Genomic DNA, 15,640 nt, shown 5'->3' with positions numbered 1-15,640 from the left:
TGCCCCTTTTATGTCCCTTATGGGATTTTATGTTAGGAAAAATCCTTGGGAAATCGCATAATTAAACCAATGAATAGAATTATAAGTTTTAATGAATGGTATTAAATCGGGATTATTGACGTATGATTTTACAATACGTTATAATAAGTAGCAATATGTACAGGGGCAATAGCCGTATACTGAGGGAGAAAACATATGCCGGTAAGACGACGAATAAAAAAAGAAAAAAACGGGGATTACGTAAGGTACTATTGGTCATTATTATTCTTTTTCTGGCTGTAACGGCAGCGCGACATTTCGGATATATACCGTATCCTATGCAGGCGGCTCAAAAGACGACGGTTACGGCGGCACAGCAGGCGGCACATGATCGGACGTTACAGCGGATACAGCAGCAATTGCAATCGCAGGACGGGATCTATGCGGTATATTTTCAGCCTTGTAAAGCGGGAGCGTTACCGGTGATCTACAATGATCATACAATGCGTTCCGCCAGTATGATCAAAGTATTTATTTTATCTGCCGCTATGGAACAGATTAAACAGGGAAAAATGAGTTTCGATCAAACCATTACCTTACAGGAAGCGGATAAAGTAGGTGGTGCCGGTTCTTTATGCGGCTATCCGGACGGTTCGGTGGTGGATGTGCGCACCTTATTGAAATTAATGATTACGCAAAGTGACAATACAGCCACCAATTTGATGATCGACCTGGTCGGGATGGATGCGATTAATCATTACATGCAACAGCACGGCTATACGGAAACTCGTTTGGAATGGAAAATGATGGCGCAAACCGCACCGGGAGAAACCAGAAAAAATAGAACTTCCGTACGCGATTTGGGGACCTGGTTCCGCCGGGTCTATGAAAAAAAATGTGTCGATCCTGCATTGGATCAATATATGATTGATTTATTATTGGGGCAAACGGATACGGAATGTTTTCCTACGGCTTTGCCGGAAGCGAAAATTGCGCATAAAACCGGGGAAGTCACGAATTTGTATGATGACGGCGGTATTATTTTTACGTCACACGGAGATTACATTCTTTGTATTATGACGGATCAAATTGCCCGGTATGACGGTATTGAAACTATGAAAAAAATAGCACGGATGTTAGTTGAATCATAAAAACAGACACTCTCTATGCACCGCCTCTCGGAAAGAACGGTATGTTTTTCCGAGAGGCGGTTTTCTTGCGGCATATAGAGAATGTCTGTTTACTGTTGTAAATGAAATAAGCCGATAAGCAAAATCAGCAGGATAATTAAAAATCCGATTAAACGATATGGCGTCAAGGTTTTAGGCGGCGCCTGCGGCATGGTAGGTTCCGGCGGGGGGAGGGTGATCGGTTGACGTGTGCCGCAAATCGGGCATTGGCGAACACCTTCCCGTAATTCTGTTTGACATTCGGGACAAAACATAGGCAAGCCTCCTTTTTTTATAGTATAGTTAAAAAATCGAAGAAAAGAAAGACGATTGAATAAAGAACGCAAAAATTTAATAGATAATCAGGGAAATCTTGCAAAACATTGAGATATAGTAGAAAATAGCGTATAATAATGACGCTGTGAATATATTTTCTTTTTATAATGAGAAAAGGAGTTTTGGGATACGTGAAAAAATTAGGCTTAAGCACACAAATTTTAATCGGTCTTATATTGGGCGCTTTAGTAGGTTATTTATTTCCCGATGTAGGTGATAAATTAAAACCTTTCGGCGACGGTTTCTTGCGCCTTATCAAGATGATTGTCGTCCCGTTAATTTTCAGCACCCTGGTTATGGGGATTGCCGGTACGGGGGACTTTAAAAAATTGGGTCGTCTCGGCGGCAAATCTATTATTTGGTTTGAATTTGCTACGACGATTGCGTTGGCTGTCGGATTAATTATTATGAATATTACGGAACCCGGATTAGGGGTCCATATTGCCGCTTCCGCCGGGGATGCCGGGCAAGTGGCGGCCGCCGGAAAGCACAGCATTAATTTAGTGGACTATGTGGTTCATATTATTCCGACGAATATTATTGATGCGGCGGCCCGTCAGGATATGTTGCAAATTATTTTATTTGCCTGCTTTTTCGGAGTCGGCGTGGCGCATATCGGGAAAGACGGAGAAACGATCGTTCGCGGCTGTCGTTGTATTGCCGAAGCCATGTTTAAAGTCACCGGGTATGTAATGCATTTGGCGCCGATCGGGGTGTTTGCGATGATTGCGTATACGGTCGGCAGTTACGGTATTGAAATGTTAATTCCGCTGGGCAAATTAATTGCTTCCGTGGCGTTGGCCACGTTTTTATTTATTGTTATTGTCGCGGTCATTGCCGGCGCCTTTACTCGTATTAATTTCTTTCATGTCCTGAAATCGTTAAAGGATATTTTATTATTAGCCTTTTCTACCGCCAGTAGTGAAGCGGCTCTTCCCGGTGCCATGAAACGGTTGGAAACCTTGGGAGTGCCGAAAAATATTGTTACCTTTGTGATGCCTACCGGCTATTCGTTTAATTTAGACGGCTCCACCCTATATAGTTCGGCCTGCATTTTATTTATTGCGCAATTATACGGGATTCAAATGCCTATTGAACAGCAGATTTTAGTTATGTTGACCTTAATGCTTTCCACGAAAGGGATTGCCGGCGTACCCGGTGCCGGAATCATTGTCGTGGCCGCGACGGCCGCCGCATTTCATTTACCGACGGAAGGAGTCGCCATTTTATTGGGAATTGACCGTATTTTGGATATGATTCGTACGATCTGCAATGTTTGCGGTAATTGTATGGCAACCATGGTGGTGGCGTGTTGGGAAGGCGAAATGAATCGCGAAAAATTCAAGCGCCGTTATGATGATTTTGTGCAAGGAAAAATTGAAGAATATAGCCAAAATTAAAAAAATCTGTTATACTGTTAGCAGAAAAGCAACTTGAAAGTTTTTTTTCTGACAAGGAGCTTACCATTTCGCATTTTGTTCTTACTTGCAAAGAAATACTGCGCAAGCGAGACGAAAGCACATTTCGAATACCAAGCTCTGTGCTTTCGCACAGAGCTTTTTTTGGGAGGAATTCGTATGGAAACGAGATTGGCCTTGATTGGAATTATTGTCGGTGAACGTACGGCAACGGACAAGTTGAATGAAATTTTACATGAATACGGCGAATATATCGTCGGGCGCATGGGCGTTCCTTATAAGGACAGAAAGGTTCATGTGATCAGTATCATTGTCGATGCTCCGCAAGATTGTATCAGCGCTTTATCCGGAAAATTGGGCATGCTTCCTGAAGTCAGTACCAAAACGATATATCCGCCGCTTCCCCGGTAGGAGTAAGTATGTTAAAAATTGCAGTATATGGAAAAGGCGGAATCGGCAAATCCACCTTGACGAGTAATTTGTCGGCGGCATTTGCGTATTCGGGAAAAAAAGTTATTCAAATCGGGTGTGACCCGAAGGCGGACTCTACACTTAATTTGTTGGGCGGCGTACCGTTGGAATCGGTGATGTCGTATATGCGGGTGCATGATGAAGACCCGCAAAGCTTAGCGGAAATCTCTCGTCGCGGTTATAAAAATATACTTTGTATTGAAACCGGAGGCCCTACGCCGGGATTAGGCTGTGCGGGCAGGGGCATTATTGCCACGTTCGCTTTGCTGGAAGATTTGGGACTGTTTGAAACGTACTGTCCCGATGTGGTTTTATATGATGTATTGGGAGATGTGGTCTGCGGCGGCTTTGCAGCACCTATACGAGAAGGATATGCGGAGCAGGTGCTGATTGTTACTTCAGGAGAAAAAATGGCGTTATATGCGGCGAATAATATTGCCGTTGCGGTACAAAATTTTGCCGATCGTAGTTATGCCTCCGTGCGGGGCATTATCTTAAATCGTCGCAATGTTCCCGATGAAGAAAAAAAAGTAAAGGCTTTTTCCGCGCAAATCGGGGTTCCCGTGATCGCCGATATTCCCCGGTGCGATGACATTAATCACAGTGAAGAGCAAGGGAAAACTGTAATTGAAACGAACCCCTTTTCGTCGATTAGTCAAACTTTTTTGCAACTGGCGACGTTGTTGGGAAAGGAGGCGTAATGAATACGTTGCAACCATATAGTATTACGATGGCGGCTTTGGCCGCTGCGGGAGAAAACCATATTCCCGAAGAACTTATTTCTTCTACGCATTTGATTTACAATTCGCCGGCGGCACTGGCGTTTAATTCCCCGGGCGCGCAGGGATTCGGGGTGAAACGGGCCGGGTTGGCCGTCCCCGATTCGATTATGCTGTTAATCGGTCCGGGATGTTGCGGTCGTAATACGACTATTTTGAGTGAAATGGGGGGATACAGCGAGCGTTTTTTTTACTACCAAATGGATGATACCGACATTGTTACGGGGCGCCACTTAACAAAAATTCCCCGGGCAATAGAGGAAATTTTACAGGCGGTTACGAAGCGACCTTCGGTCGTGATGGTCTGTATGACCTGTGTAGATGCTTTGTTGGGAACGGATATGGAACGGGTCTGTCGTAAAGCCGCGGTCAAAGCGGGGCTGCCCGTGGTTCCCTGCTATATGTATGCCTTGACCCGGGAAGGCAGAAACCCGCCTATGGCGGATGTGCGGCGTGCCGTGTATTCGTTGTTGGAAAAACAGACCCGGCATCGTCGAACCGTCAATCTTATCGGTTTTTTTGCGCCGTTGCAGGATGATTGCGAATTATATGAAATATTGCACAAGATGGGAATTACCGCTATCAAGGAATTGGCGCGCTGTCGTTCTTTTGAGGAATATAAGACGTTATCGCAAGCGAACTTCAATATTATTTTACATCCCGAAGCGCGGTTGGCGGCTCGGGATATGCAGGAACGATTGGGTATTCCCGCCGTCGAATTGACCAGGTTGTATCAAGTGAGCAAAATACATACGCAATATCAGGCCTTGGGAGCGGTTTTGGGAACGACGGCGGAAGATGGCGCCCGGTGGGAACAAGCGCGGCAAGCGGTAGCGAAGATGCGGGAGAAGCATGCCGGAACGACGGTTTCCATCGGCGAAATGCAGAACGGTAATGCGTATGAAATGGCTCTGGCTTTAACGCAATACGGATTTGTCGTGAAAGAAATTTTCGCCAATTTGTCGGCGCAAGATTTTGTGTATGTGCGACACTTGGCGGCCGTAAGTCCGGATACGAAGGTGTATTCCAATTTGTCGCCTACTATGTTGTATTATGAAGACCGCGACTGTCCCGTCGACTTGACGATCGGTAAAGATTGTGCGTATTATCATCCGCACGCGGCACATGTATATTGGGATGAAGATATACAGCCGTTCGGATATGCCGGCGTTATTTCGTTATTACAAGCCGTACATACTGCTTTAACAGAAAGGAGGAACGCATGAAAGGATTGTGGAAATATATTTCTCCTTTCGCCCCGGATCAATCGGGTGCGGCGGCGGTTTTATACGGTTTGGGGGGAATTGTTGTTATTTGTGATGCCGGCGGTTGTGCCGGAAATATTTGCGGGTTTGATGAGCCGCGGTGGTTCAGCGGTCGTAAAAGTGCCGTATTCAGCGCCGGTTTGCGGGATATGGATGCGATTATGGGACGGGATGATCGGCTGGTAGCTAAAATTTGTCGGGCGGCGGCACACATACAAGCCTCTTTTATTGCGATTGTCGGCACGCCGGTGCCTTCGGTTATCGGTACGGATTATCAGGCCTTAGAGAGAATGTTGGCGAAGAAAATCGAAGTGCCGATACTGTCGTTGCAGACGACCGGGATGTCCCTGTACGATCGGGGGATGGAAGCGGCGTATTCGGCACTGGATAAAACGTTCGGTGCGAAAACGGCGGCGGTGGATGCGCATACGGTCGGCGTGTTGGGCGCTGTGCCGTTGGAATTGATGCATCCTCGGGACGGACTTGCGATTCACCGGCAGTTAGTCCGCGAAGGTTGGCAACGCGTGTTGTTGTTTGATCACTTGGAAGACTATGAACAGGCGGGCCGGGCAAAACTTAATATTGTAGTTTCTCCGACCGGGCTTTTATGGGCGGAAGCGTTAAAAAAAAGATTGGGAATACCGTACATATGTCGGTATTTCGGATATGAAGCGGTTACGGCACATAAAAAAATGTTTTTTCAAAAAAATGTTTTGATTGTTCATCAGCAAGTAGCCGCCAATGCTCTGGCGACCGAACTGTTACGAGCGGGGGCGGCGTCGGTGCATACCGCTTCCTGGTTTATGAGTCCGTCGCAGTGGGCAAGGCCGGGGCATACGGTGTTGCGGGAAGAAGATGATTTTCGGACATTGGTTGCCGACGGCGACTTTGATTGTATTATAGGAGATGTGTATTTTAAACGGGCGATTCCCGAGTTTTTAGGTACGTATATTGATTATCCGCATTTTGCAGTATCTGGGAGAGGATAAATATGAAAACATACAGTATTTCCGTATTTGGTGTAGTACAAGGTGTAGGATTCAGACCGTTTGTCTGTCGTACGGCAAGAGAACTGGCGATAAAAGGACAAGTATGCAATAAAGGAGCATATGTGGAAATTTTATTGCAAGGAACGGAAAAACAAAAAAATACATTTCTTACAGTATTAAAAGCCGAGGCGCCGGAACGTGCCGTTATTTTAAAAATAGATACGATGGAAGTGCAAAAGGAGCCGTATGCTTCGTTTGAAATTGTAGAAAGTGAAAAAGAAGGCGGGACGGTTTTGGTATCTCCCGATATCGGGGTCTGTCCTACGTGTCAAAAAGAATTGACGGATCCTGCAAATCGTCGCTATCAACATCCGTTTATTAATTGTACTTCTTGCGGCCCGCGACTGACTATTTTGGAGTCCATGCCTTATGATCGGGAACGCACCAGTATGAAAGAGTTTCCTATGTGCGAAAAATGCGCGGCCGAATATAAAGATCCGACAAGTCGTCGGTATGATGCGCAACCGGTCTGTTGTCCGGATTGCGGTCCGCAAGTTTATTTGCTGGATCGTGCCGAGCGGGGGCGGGACGCCATCAGTGCTGCGCGGCGTGCGATTGCGGCGGGAAAAATTATTGCCGTAAAGGGCTTGGGCGGTTTTCATTTATGTTGCGATGCGACCGATGAAACGGCGACGGCTCGTTTGCGAACTTTGAAACATCGCCCGGTTAAGCCGTTTGCGGTTATGATGAGAGATAGTTCGGCAGTGAAAAACGCGTGTTATATTACGGATAAACAGCAAGAAGTGTTGGAAGGATATCAAAAGCCGATTATGTTATTAAAACGGCGAACGGACTCGCGGTTAGCGCCGTCCGTTGCTCCGCATAATCCGCAAGTAGGCGTATTTTTACCGTATACGCCTTTACATATGTTGCTGTTCACTTATGATGACGGGGTACAGGTCCCTCCCGCGTTGGTCATGACCAGTGCCAATGTTTCCGGAGCGCCCATTTGTCGTACGGAAGAGGACATACGGCAGGAAATGCTTTCTTGTTGCGATCTCGTGCTCTCGCATGATCGAAAAATCCGTTTGCGTGCGGATGATTCCGTAATGGATTGGTATGACAACCGTCCGTACATGATTCGTCGCTCGCGCGGCTATGCACCCTTGCCGGTGTTTGCGGGGAAGGGAAGAAAGAAACAGGTGTTAGCCGTCGGGGGAGAATTAAAAAACAGTTTTTGTATCGGTAAGGATAATCTTTTTTATCTGTCGCCTTATATCGGCGATATGAGTGATATGCGGACAGTAGCGGTGTTAAAAGAATCGATGCGGCGTTTTTCCTCTTTGTTGGCGGCAAAACCTGCCGTCGCGGCCTGCGATTTACATCCGCAGTATAATTCCCGGCAAGTCGCCGAAGAATTGGGCTTGCCCGTAGTGCCCGTACAACATCATTATGCGCATGTTTTGTCGTGTATGGCGGAAAATAATTATATGGATAAGGTTATCGGCGTTGCTTTTGACGGTACCGGGTACGGTACGGACGGGACCATTTGGGGCGGTGAGGTTTTACTTTGCGATCCGAAATCGTTTGTTCGCTATACTTCCGTACCGCCGTTTAAACAATGCGGCGGCGATGCGGCGGCTCGTGAAGGATGGCGTATTGCCGTGAATCTGTTGTATGATTTTTACGGAGAAAAGGAGCGAGAAAAGGCGGAAGCGTTAATGGAAGAACTGCACTTGGCCTCTTCCGAAGAAAGGCGGGCGCAGTTATATATGGCGACAGAACGGGTGAATACGGTTACGTCCACCAGTGTCGGGAGATTGTTCGATGCGGTGAGCGCCATATTGGGCATCTGTCGCGAGTCCACCTTTGAAGGGGAAGCGGCCATGCGGTTGCAATTTGTTGCGGAAAAGTGGCCGGCGGAAGAATATTCTTTCGGGTTTGAATTTATGCCGAAGCCGCTTTGTAAAAGAGGGTCTTTCCGAGTGATGAATTTTGCGGAAGCCTGGAAAGATGTATTGGATGACATAGAGATGGAATGTTCGATCGAAGAAACTGCGTATCGCTTCCATGTTTCGGTGGCGGAAATGGTGGCCGGCGCTTGTATGACCGCGCGGCAAGAAACCGGTATCAAAGTGGCGGCGTTGACGGGCGGCGTGTTCCAGAATCGTTTGCTGCTGCGGCTGTGTGAAGAAGTTTTACAGGAAAACGGCTTTAACGTATTAACCCATAGTCTTATCCCTCCGAATGACGGCGGGTTGGCGTTGGGACAGGCGGTACATGCCATGTATAGAGAATAACCGTATAGGAGATGTATTTTCCGCCGCAGTACGCGTAAAACTGCGGCGGAAAATACAATACTATCGGTGTAAAGGAGGTTTTTTTTATGTGCGTAGGATTACCGGCACGTGTGGTTACTATTAAAAACGGTATGGCTTTAGTAGATGCTTCGGGGGCTAAGCGGGAAGTTTCGGCGGCGCTTATCGCCGGCTTGGATCCGGGAGATTATGTGATGGTGCATGCGGGTATGGCCATTGCTAAAATAACTGCCGATGATGCGGCGGAAACCGACGATATTTTGGAGGATTTGTAACATGGGCGGTACAAAAAAGCGTACGGCTTTGGAGATCATTCGCCGTTACGACGGACCGCCCGTTCGCATTATGGAAGTATGCGGTACGCATACTCATGAAATCTTTCGCTTGGGCATTCGGCAAATTTTGCCGCCGCAAGTGGAATTGATTTCCGGACCGGGCTGTCCGGTTTGTGTGACGCCCATAGAATATATAGATGAAGCCGTTTGGTTAGCGTTGGAGAAAAAAGTCACCCTATGTACTTTCGGCGATTTGTTACGTGTCCCCGGAACCGAAATGAGTCTGGCCGGGGCAAGAAGTTTGGGGGCGGACATTGAAATTGTCTATTCCCCGATTGATGCGTATACGTATGCTGCGGCACATCCGGAAAAAGAAACGGTTTTTTTGGCGGTCGGCTTTGAAACTACGACGCCGGCGGCTTGTTTGGCTGTTAAACAGGCACGGGCGGCAGGGTTGAAAAATTTTTCTGTTCTTACGGCCAATAAGACGATGCCCATGGCGTATGCGTCTTTAAAGGGCAGTGCGGATGTTTTTCTGTATCCGGGGCACGTGGAAGCGGTTATGGGAACCGAACATTGCGAAGCCCTGGTGGCGGAAGGCGTTTCCGGGGTAGTGGCCGGCTTTACGGCGAAAGAATTACTTACGGCTTTTGCGGTGATTTTGGCAAAATATCCTTTAGGGAAACCGTTTTTTGTCAATTGTTATCCACGTGTTGTAACCTCGGAAGGCAGTATTTCCGGTAAAGAACTGATGGCGTCCGTTATGGAACCTTGCGATGCGGAATGGCGTGGCTTGGGAGTTATTCCCTTATCCGGGTTGACATTGCGGCCTGCGTATGCGGCGTATGATACCCGTAAAAAATATGCGGTTCCGCGGTTAAAAGGCAAAGTCAATCCCTTGTGCCGTTGCGGCGAGGTGCTGCAGGGAAAATGCAAACCTTCGCAATGCGGTGTATTCGGTAAAGGGTGTACGCCGGATCATCCGGTAGGCGCTTGTATGGTTTCGCAAGAAGGCGCCTGTTCTGCGTACTATCAATATGGAGGAATGGAATCATGAGTGCATGTATTACGTTGGCGCACGGTGCGGGCGGTAAAAAAACGGCCGAATTAATTGATACGGTATTCAAAGCGCATTTGGCCAATCCTTTGTTTACAGGGGATGATGCCGCCGTCTTACCGACACCGGGAAAAAAATTGGCATTTTCTACGGACGGTTTTATTGTGTCGCCGTCCGATTTTCCCGGCGGCAATATAGGCAAGTTGAGTATTTGCGGCACGGTCAATGATTTGGCCTGCATGGGAGCCGAGCCGTTGTATTTATCATGCGCCGTGGTTATTGAAGAAGGGTTGCCGCTGTGTGACTTGGACCGGTATGTGAAAACGATGGCCGAAACGGCTGCCGAAGTAGGGGTACAGGTGGTGGCCGGAGATACCAAAGTGGCGGGAAAAGGACAGGTGGATCGTATTTTTATTACGACTACCGGCATCGGGAAACTGACTGACGGTGTAGAAACTTCCGGGGCCAAGGCCGTACCGGGAGATGCGGTGATCGTTACCGGTGATATCGGTCGGCACGGCTGTACGATTTTATTAGCGCGTAATACATTCGGTATTGACGCGGCCGTTACCAGTGATTGCGCGCCGTTATGGGGAGCTGTAGAAAGCATGTTGTCCGTTACTAAGGACGTACATGTAATTCGAGATGCTACGCGTGGCGGCGTCGGTACGGTGTTATATGAAATTGCGGCGCAAAGTAAGGTGGGAATTTGTTTACAAAGTGCGCAGATTCCGGTTGCGCCCGCTGTACGGGGGGCTTGCGGCATGTTGGGCCTGGAACCTCTGTATTTGGCGTGTGAAGGGCGTATGGTCGTGATTGCTCCGGCCGCACAGGCGCCGGCATTAGTGGCGGCGTTACGTCGTACGCCGTATGCGCGGGAAGCGGCGGTTATCGGCAGGGTAACGGCGGAACAGGCGGGACATGTTGTGATGGAAACGGAAATCGGCGCTAAAACCATGTTGCCGCCGCCGCGGGGAGAATTGTTGCCGCGTATTTGTTAATAGATTTTCCTGCAAATGGGTATAGGAGAACGGGTTATGATTAAAATTGCCGTTTACGGAAAAGGCGGTATAGGAAAATCCACTACGGTCTGTAATATGACGGCCGCATTGGCCGACAGCGGTCTTCGGGTCATGCAGATCGGCTGCGATCCGAAGGCCGACTCGACGACGGCTCTGCACGGTCAAAGGCACCGGCGGACCGTGTTGGATTTAATTCGGGAAAAAGAAGATCAAGTAACCTTGGCGGACATGATTGTCAGGGGCTATAAAAATTGTATTTGTGTCGAAGCCGGCGGTCCGATTCCCGGTACCGGCTGTGCCGGACGCGGTATTATAGCGGCCTTGGAAACGTTGGCGGAACAAGGCGTGTATGAACAATATAAACCGGATGTCGTGTTTTATGATGTACTGGGAGATGTAGTATGCGGCGGGTTTTCCATGCCCATGCGCAACGGGTATGCGGATGCCGTGTACATTGTTACTTCGGGAGAAAATATGGCCATATATGCGGCGGCCAATATAGCCATGGCCGTGCGGCAGTTTAAAGACCGAGGGTATGCCCGCTTGGGAGGACTGATTTTAAATCGGCGCAATGTGTTGCAGGAAACGGAAAAAGTACAGGCCTTGGCGGCGGACATTCAGGCGCCCGTCATCGGGACCCTCAGTCGCAGCACCGTCGTAGCGGCGGCCGAAGAGGCGGGAAAAACGGTGATCGAAGCGTTTCCTGAAAGCAGCATGGCCGAGGAATATCGGCGGTTGGCCCAAGCCGTGTATCGGGATGCGTTGAGGTGAGCCTATGTTGAAGCGTATAAAGGGAACCCCGGACCCGCAAGTAGTGGATTTGCCCATTGCCGCGGCGAAATTTCCGTCTTTTTTTTATGACGGGCTGCAATACTCGCCGCCGGCACGAGGCACTTGGAATATTGTACATACTAATATGTTGGTGCCCGAATCACATCAAATTTATATTTGCGCACTCGGCTGTTTGCGCGGCGTCGTTTTGACGGCGGCCGAAATGGGGGCGCTTTCCCGTTTTTCTTCTATTGTTGTGGAAGAAAAGCAGTTATTTGACGGCACCATGGAAGACACCGTTTTGCGGGGGACGGCGGAAATTTTATCACGGCTGCCCAAGGCGCCGAAAGCTTGTTTTATTTATCCTTCCTGCATACATCATTTTATGGGCTGTGATTGGCAACATGTATATAAACAATTAGTATCCGCCTATCCTCACATTGCCTTTGTGCCGTGCTGGATGGATCCGATTCGCCGGCATTCCAAATTAACGGCGGAAATGCGTACACGGCGACAAATTTACAGTTTATTGGAGAAACAAGCGGTAGACGGTACTTCGCTTAATATGATCGGCAGCAATTTACCGGTACGGCCGCAGTGCGAATTGTCTTCGTTATTGCGGGCGAACGGCTATCGTCTTCGACAATTGCCGACTTGTACGTCGTATGAAGAATATCTGGCCATGGGAAGCAGTTTTCTAAATATCGGGCAAGAACCGTTGGCACATATTGCGCTGGCGGCGTTGGAAAAAAGATTGGGGCAGCAACAAGTATATTTGTCCGCTGCGTGGAATTATGAAGAAATAGAAGCGAATTTACAACGATTGGCGCAGCGGTTACAGATTGCTCTGCCGTCGTATACGGAAACAAAACAACAATGCGATCGCCGTTTGCAGGAAGCGTTGAAAATCGTGGGCGGACGACCGATTGCAATTGATTTTACAGCGGTTACGCGTCCTTTTTCTCTGGCCCGGTTATTATTGGAACAGGGCTTTAATGTACAGCGCATCTATTGCGACACGGCCGTTCCGGATGATGAGGCGGATGTAGCGCTGTTACAGCGCCACTTTCCGACCGTGCGGGTGTATGCCGTACGGCATGCGTATATGCATGCGGCGGCACGTACGGACACCGATTTTTTGGCTATCGGACAGAAGGCGGCTTACTATACCGGTACTTCGCACTTCGTCAATATCGTAGAAGGCGGCGGCTGGCGTGATTATGCGGGGATACAAGAAATGGCGCGGCAACTGATCAAGGCCGTGCGGGAAGAAAAGTCGGCGGCGGCATATATACAGCAAAAAGGATGGGGGTGTCCGACATGTTTATGAAAGAAGCGGTCAGTCGTATTTCCACGTATTCCGCCGATACGTTCGGCGTGTGTTCGGCGTTGTTTGAATTGGGCGGAATGACGGTGATTCACGATCCGTCCGGTTGCAACTCGACGTATACGACGCATGACGAACCGCGTTGGTATGATACGGACAGCCTTATTTTTATTACCGGGTTGACGGAAATGGATGCCGTGCTGGGCAATGAAGAAAAATTGCTTCACGATGTGGAAACGGCGGCCGCCAAGTATCAACCGCGGTTTATTACGCTCTTATGTACGCCGGTGCCGTTGCTGATGGGGACGGATTTCCCGGCATTGGCGAAAGTCTTGCAAAAGCGGACCGGGTTGCCCGTGTTTTTTGTTGCCACGAACAGTATGCAGACGTATGAACAGGGAATTTTTAAGGCCTTTAAAATGGTGGCGGAACATATGGTAGCCGCCGTTTCCGCCCCCTCGTCCTGTTGCTCATGGCAACCGTCCTTTGCTTCGCAAGGGCAGGGGCTGAAGGTCAATATATTGGGCGTAACGCCGTTGGATTTTGCGGTTAACGGCAGTGAAAAAGCACTGCGTCGTTGTCTTACGCGGCAGGGATTTGCCGTTTCTTCTCTTTGGGCCATGGGCAGTGTGTATGAAGAAATCAGAGATGCCGGCAGGGCGGAGGTGAATCTGGTAGCTTCGTACGGAGGTTTGGGGGCGGCCACGGTATTACAGGAACGCTTTTCTCAACCGTATGTCGTCGGTTTGCCGTTACCGCCGTTGCAGGAGATACTGGCCGCGTCTTTGCGGACGGCCGCGGCCACGGGGCGGGTACAATATCCTTTATTGACCGTGCGACAAGAAAAAGAAACGGCGACGGTAATTATCGGCGAAAGTGTGTATGCGACCTCGCTGGCGGCGGCCCTGGAGCGCGTCACCGGAGAAGGTGCGGATGTTTGCTGTCCGTTGGCGGCGGCGCCGGGAACGTTGGGCGCGAGAGATCATCAGGTACGGTCGGAAGGAGCGCTCATGGAAATTTTGCAAGCCTATAAAACCATCATAGCCGATCCTTTATATGAAGCGATTATACCGGAAGGTGCGAAATTTATTCCCTTAGGGCATGAAGCTTTTTCCGGACGTCTGTATCAGGCGTCGATTCCCAATTTATTTAAAGATTTTAATTCTTTTTTTCATATATAAGTATAAGGAAAGAAGGGATAACACATGGGATTACAGGACACTCCTTCGGGAGAACGTCTTCACATCGGCTTTTTCGGGTATCGTAATGCCGGTAAATCCAGCCTGGTCAATGCGGTTACCGGACAGGATTTGTCTATTGTTTCGGACACGGAAGGAACGACGACCGATCCCGTTTCCAAGGCGATGGAATTATTACCGTTGGGGCCGGTGCTGATTATTGATACGCCCGGCTTGGACGATACGGGAACCTTGGGGGAAAAACGGGTGGCACGTACACGGCGCGTATTGAATAAAACGGATATTGCCGTGCTGGTAGCGGATGCCGCTGCGGGCTTACGGCCGTTGGATATGGAAGTATTGCAACTGATACAACAAAAAGGACTGCCGTATCTTATTGTGTACAACAAACGGGATATGCTGGAACACGTACCGCCTGCAGGCGAACATGAGATATATGTGAGCGCGTTAAAAAAACAGGGCATTTATGAATTAAAAGAACGCTTGGCGGTTTTAAAACCGGAAGAAGAAGCCTGTCCGATTGTGAAAGATTTGTTACAGCCCGGCAATCTTGTCGTACTGGTAGTTCCGGTAGATTCGGCGGCTCCTAAAGGCCGCTTGATTTTACCGCAGCAACAAACGATTCGGGAAATCTTGGATGCACATGCCTCGGCATTGGTCGTACAAACGACGGAATTAGCGGCCACGCTGCAACGCTTGGCATATAAAGCGGATTTAGTGATTACGGACAGTCAGGCTTTTGCGGCGGTAGCGAAGGTGACGCCGTCGCATATTCCGTTGACGTCTTTTTCTATTTTAATGGCTCGCCATAAAGGGTTTTTACAAGCGGCGATTCAAGGGGTTCGCCGCATTCGTACACTGCAGGACGGCGATTGCGTGCTGGTTTCGGAAGGATGCACTCATCATCGGCAGTGTGAAGATATCGGTACGGTTAAATTGCCGCGGTGGTTGCGGGAATTTACCGGGAAAAAACTGGTCATTGCCACTTCCTCCGGCCGCGAGTTTCCGGAAGACCTGCGTCCGTATGCGTTGGCCATACATTGCGGCGGGTGTATGTTGAATAGCAGAGAATTGCAATATCGCCTGAAATGTGCCGGCGATCAGGGTCTGCCCATGACTAATTACGGCACGGCTATTGCCTATATGAAGGGCATTTTGCCCCGCAGTTTAAGTGTCTTTCCGGCGTTGAAAGCCTTGGCGGAATCCTAAGGGCCGGCCGCTTCGGGGCGGTAAACGTGCAGCGTGCGGGCGGTTCTTCGCGGCGA

General features: G+C 49.0%; 15 protein-coding genes. 14 read left to right on the top strand and 1 reads right to left on the bottom strand.

Annotation, left to right across the window (positions count from 1 at the left end; translation table 11 throughout):
- Window positions 1–251 precede the first annotated feature (251 nt).
- Window positions 252–1,130: a serine hydrolase gene (locus tag HMPREF1039_RS03760; protein ID WP_235720029.1), complete on the top strand. Its 879-nt coding sequence runs from the start codon at window positions 252–254 to the stop codon at window positions 1,128–1,130.
- Window positions 1,131–1,219: 89 nt separating this feature from the next.
- Here the strand turns inward: HMPREF1039_RS03760 and HMPREF1039_RS03755 are convergent, their stop codons facing one another.
- Window positions 1,220–1,423 carry a zinc-ribbon domain-containing protein gene (locus tag HMPREF1039_RS03755; RefSeq protein WP_007391064.1) on the bottom strand — a complete coding sequence of 68 codons (204 nt, stop codon included), beginning with the start codon at window positions 1,421–1,423 and terminating at the stop codon, window positions 1,220–1,222.
- Between the two features lie 192 nt (window positions 1,424–1,615).
- Between HMPREF1039_RS03755 and HMPREF1039_RS03750 the strand changes: the two genes are divergently transcribed.
- The 13 genes from HMPREF1039_RS03750 to hydF all read left to right on the top strand — a co-directional run bounded on the left by HMPREF1039_RS03750 (window position 1,616) and on the right by hydF (window position 15,584).
- Window positions 1,616–2,884: a dicarboxylate/amino acid:cation symporter gene (locus tag HMPREF1039_RS03750; protein WP_007391068.1), complete on the top strand. Its 1,269-nt coding sequence runs from the start codon at window positions 1,616–1,618 to the stop codon at window positions 2,882–2,884.
- A 177-nt stretch (window positions 2,885–3,061) separates the two neighbouring features.
- Window positions 3,062–3,313, top strand: a complete 252-nt coding sequence (locus HMPREF1039_RS03745) for a TM1266 family iron-only hydrogenase system putative regulator (protein ID WP_007391079.1) — start codon at window positions 3,062–3,064, stop codon at window positions 3,311–3,313.
- Between the two features lie 8 nt (window positions 3,314–3,321).
- Window positions 3,322–4,074, top strand: a complete 753-nt coding sequence (locus HMPREF1039_RS03740) for a nucleotide-binding protein (RefSeq protein WP_007391056.1) — start codon at window positions 3,322–3,324, stop codon at window positions 4,072–4,074.
- A complete protein-coding gene (locus tag HMPREF1039_RS03735; protein ID WP_007391069.1) occupies window positions 4,074–5,378 on the top strand; it encodes a nitrogenase component 1 in 1,305 nt (434 codons plus the stop codon). Before HMPREF1039_RS03740 ends, HMPREF1039_RS03735 begins: the two co-directional genes overlap by 1 nt.
- The gene (locus HMPREF1039_RS03730; RefSeq protein ID WP_007391051.1) at window positions 5,375–6,406 is read left to right on the top strand and encodes a nitrogenase component 1; all 1,032 of its coding nucleotides are present in this window, start codon (window positions 5,375–5,377) and stop codon (window positions 6,404–6,406) included. The genes HMPREF1039_RS03735 and HMPREF1039_RS03730 overlap by 4 nt, the downstream gene beginning before the upstream one ends.
- Before the next feature lie 2 nt (window positions 6,407–6,408).
- Entirely contained in the window at window positions 6,409–8,706 is a 2,298-nt protein-coding gene (gene hypF, locus HMPREF1039_RS03725) for a carbamoyltransferase HypF (protein ID WP_007391077.1), read from the top strand.
- 86 nt (window positions 8,707–8,792) lie between these two features.
- Window positions 8,793–8,999, top strand: a complete 207-nt coding sequence (locus HMPREF1039_RS03720; RefSeq protein WP_007391078.1) for a HypC/HybG/HupF family hydrogenase formation chaperone — start codon at window positions 8,793–8,795, stop codon at window positions 8,997–8,999.
- A gap of 1 nt (window position 9,000) precedes the next feature.
- Window positions 9,001–10,056 (top strand): hydrogenase formation protein HypD, encoded by a 1,056-nt coding sequence (hypD, locus tag HMPREF1039_RS03715; protein WP_007391063.1) that lies wholly within the window; start codon window positions 9,001–9,003, stop codon window positions 10,054–10,056.
- The gene (gene hypE, locus HMPREF1039_RS03710) at window positions 10,053–11,057 is read left to right on the top strand and encodes a hydrogenase expression/formation protein HypE (RefSeq protein WP_007391065.1); all 1,005 of its coding nucleotides are present in this window, start codon (window positions 10,053–10,055) and stop codon (window positions 11,055–11,057) included. The genes hypD and hypE overlap by 4 nt, the downstream gene beginning before the upstream one ends.
- A gap of 36 nt (window positions 11,058–11,093) precedes the next feature.
- Window positions 11,094–11,849, top strand: a complete 756-nt coding sequence (locus HMPREF1039_RS03705) for a nucleotide-binding protein (RefSeq protein ID WP_007391073.1) — start codon at window positions 11,094–11,096, stop codon at window positions 11,847–11,849.
- Between the two features lie 4 nt (window positions 11,850–11,853).
- Window positions 11,854–13,179 (top strand): nitrogenase component 1, encoded by a 1,326-nt coding sequence (locus tag HMPREF1039_RS03700; protein WP_007391075.1) that lies wholly within the window; start codon window positions 11,854–11,856, stop codon window positions 13,177–13,179.
- Window positions 13,170–14,357 (top strand): nitrogenase component 1, encoded by a 1,188-nt coding sequence (locus tag HMPREF1039_RS03695; protein ID WP_007391080.1) that lies wholly within the window; start codon window positions 13,170–13,172, stop codon window positions 14,355–14,357. Before HMPREF1039_RS03700 ends, HMPREF1039_RS03695 begins: the two co-directional genes overlap by 10 nt.
- 24 nt (window positions 14,358–14,381) lie before the next feature.
- A complete protein-coding gene (gene hydF / locus HMPREF1039_RS03690; RefSeq protein ID WP_007391090.1) occupies window positions 14,382–15,584 on the top strand; it encodes a [FeFe] hydrogenase H-cluster maturation GTPase HydF in 1,203 nt (400 codons plus the stop codon).
- Window positions 15,585–15,640 lie beyond the last annotated feature (56 nt).

It is taken from the genome of Megasphaera lornae (assembly GCF_000214495.1).
Lineage (GTDB): Bacteria > Bacillota > Negativicutes > Veillonellales > Megasphaeraceae > Megasphaera > Megasphaera lornae.
The sequence above is the reverse complement of the archived record's forward strand: the minus strand, read 5'-3'. Positions and strand labels throughout refer to the sequence as shown.

Excerpts from the sequence above, each read along its gene's own strand:
- hypE (WP_007391065.1), top strand. The coding sequence starts at position 10,053 with ATGAGTGCATGTATTACGTTGGCGCACGGTGCGGGCGGTAAAAAAACG.
- hydF (WP_007391090.1), top strand. The coding sequence starts at position 14,382 with ATGGGATTACAGGACACTCCTTCGGGAGAACGTCTTCACATCGGCTTT.
- HMPREF1039_RS03695 (WP_007391080.1), top strand. The coding sequence starts at position 13,170 with ATGTTTATGAAAGAAGCGGTCAGTCGTATTTCCACGTATTCCGCCGAT.
- HMPREF1039_RS03745 (WP_007391079.1), top strand. The coding sequence starts at position 3,062 with ATGGAAACGAGATTGGCCTTGATTGGAATTATTGTCGGTGAACGTACG.
- HMPREF1039_RS03755 (WP_007391064.1), bottom strand. The coding sequence starts at position 1,423 with ATGTTTTGTCCCGAATGTCAAACAGAATTACGGGAAGGTGTTCGCCAA.
- HMPREF1039_RS03700 (WP_007391075.1), top strand. The coding sequence starts at position 11,854 with ATGTTGAAGCGTATAAAGGGAACCCCGGACCCGCAAGTAGTGGATTTG.
- HMPREF1039_RS03735 (WP_007391069.1), top strand. The coding sequence starts at position 4,074 with ATGAATACGTTGCAACCATATAGTATTACGATGGCGGCTTTGGCCGCT.
- HMPREF1039_RS03720 (WP_007391078.1), top strand. The coding sequence starts at position 8,793 with ATGTGCGTAGGATTACCGGCACGTGTGGTTACTATTAAAAACGGTATG.
- hypD (WP_007391063.1), top strand. The coding sequence starts at position 9,001 with ATGGGCGGTACAAAAAAGCGTACGGCTTTGGAGATCATTCGCCGTTAC.
- HMPREF1039_RS03740 (WP_007391056.1), top strand. The coding sequence starts at position 3,322 with ATGTTAAAAATTGCAGTATATGGAAAAGGCGGAATCGGCAAATCCACC.
- hypF (WP_007391077.1), top strand. The coding sequence starts at position 6,409 with ATGAAAACATACAGTATTTCCGTATTTGGTGTAGTACAAGGTGTAGGA.
- HMPREF1039_RS03730 (WP_007391051.1), top strand. The coding sequence starts at position 5,375 with ATGAAAGGATTGTGGAAATATATTTCTCCTTTCGCCCCGGATCAATCG.
- HMPREF1039_RS03705 (WP_007391073.1), top strand. The coding sequence starts at position 11,094 with ATGATTAAAATTGCCGTTTACGGAAAAGGCGGTATAGGAAAATCCACT.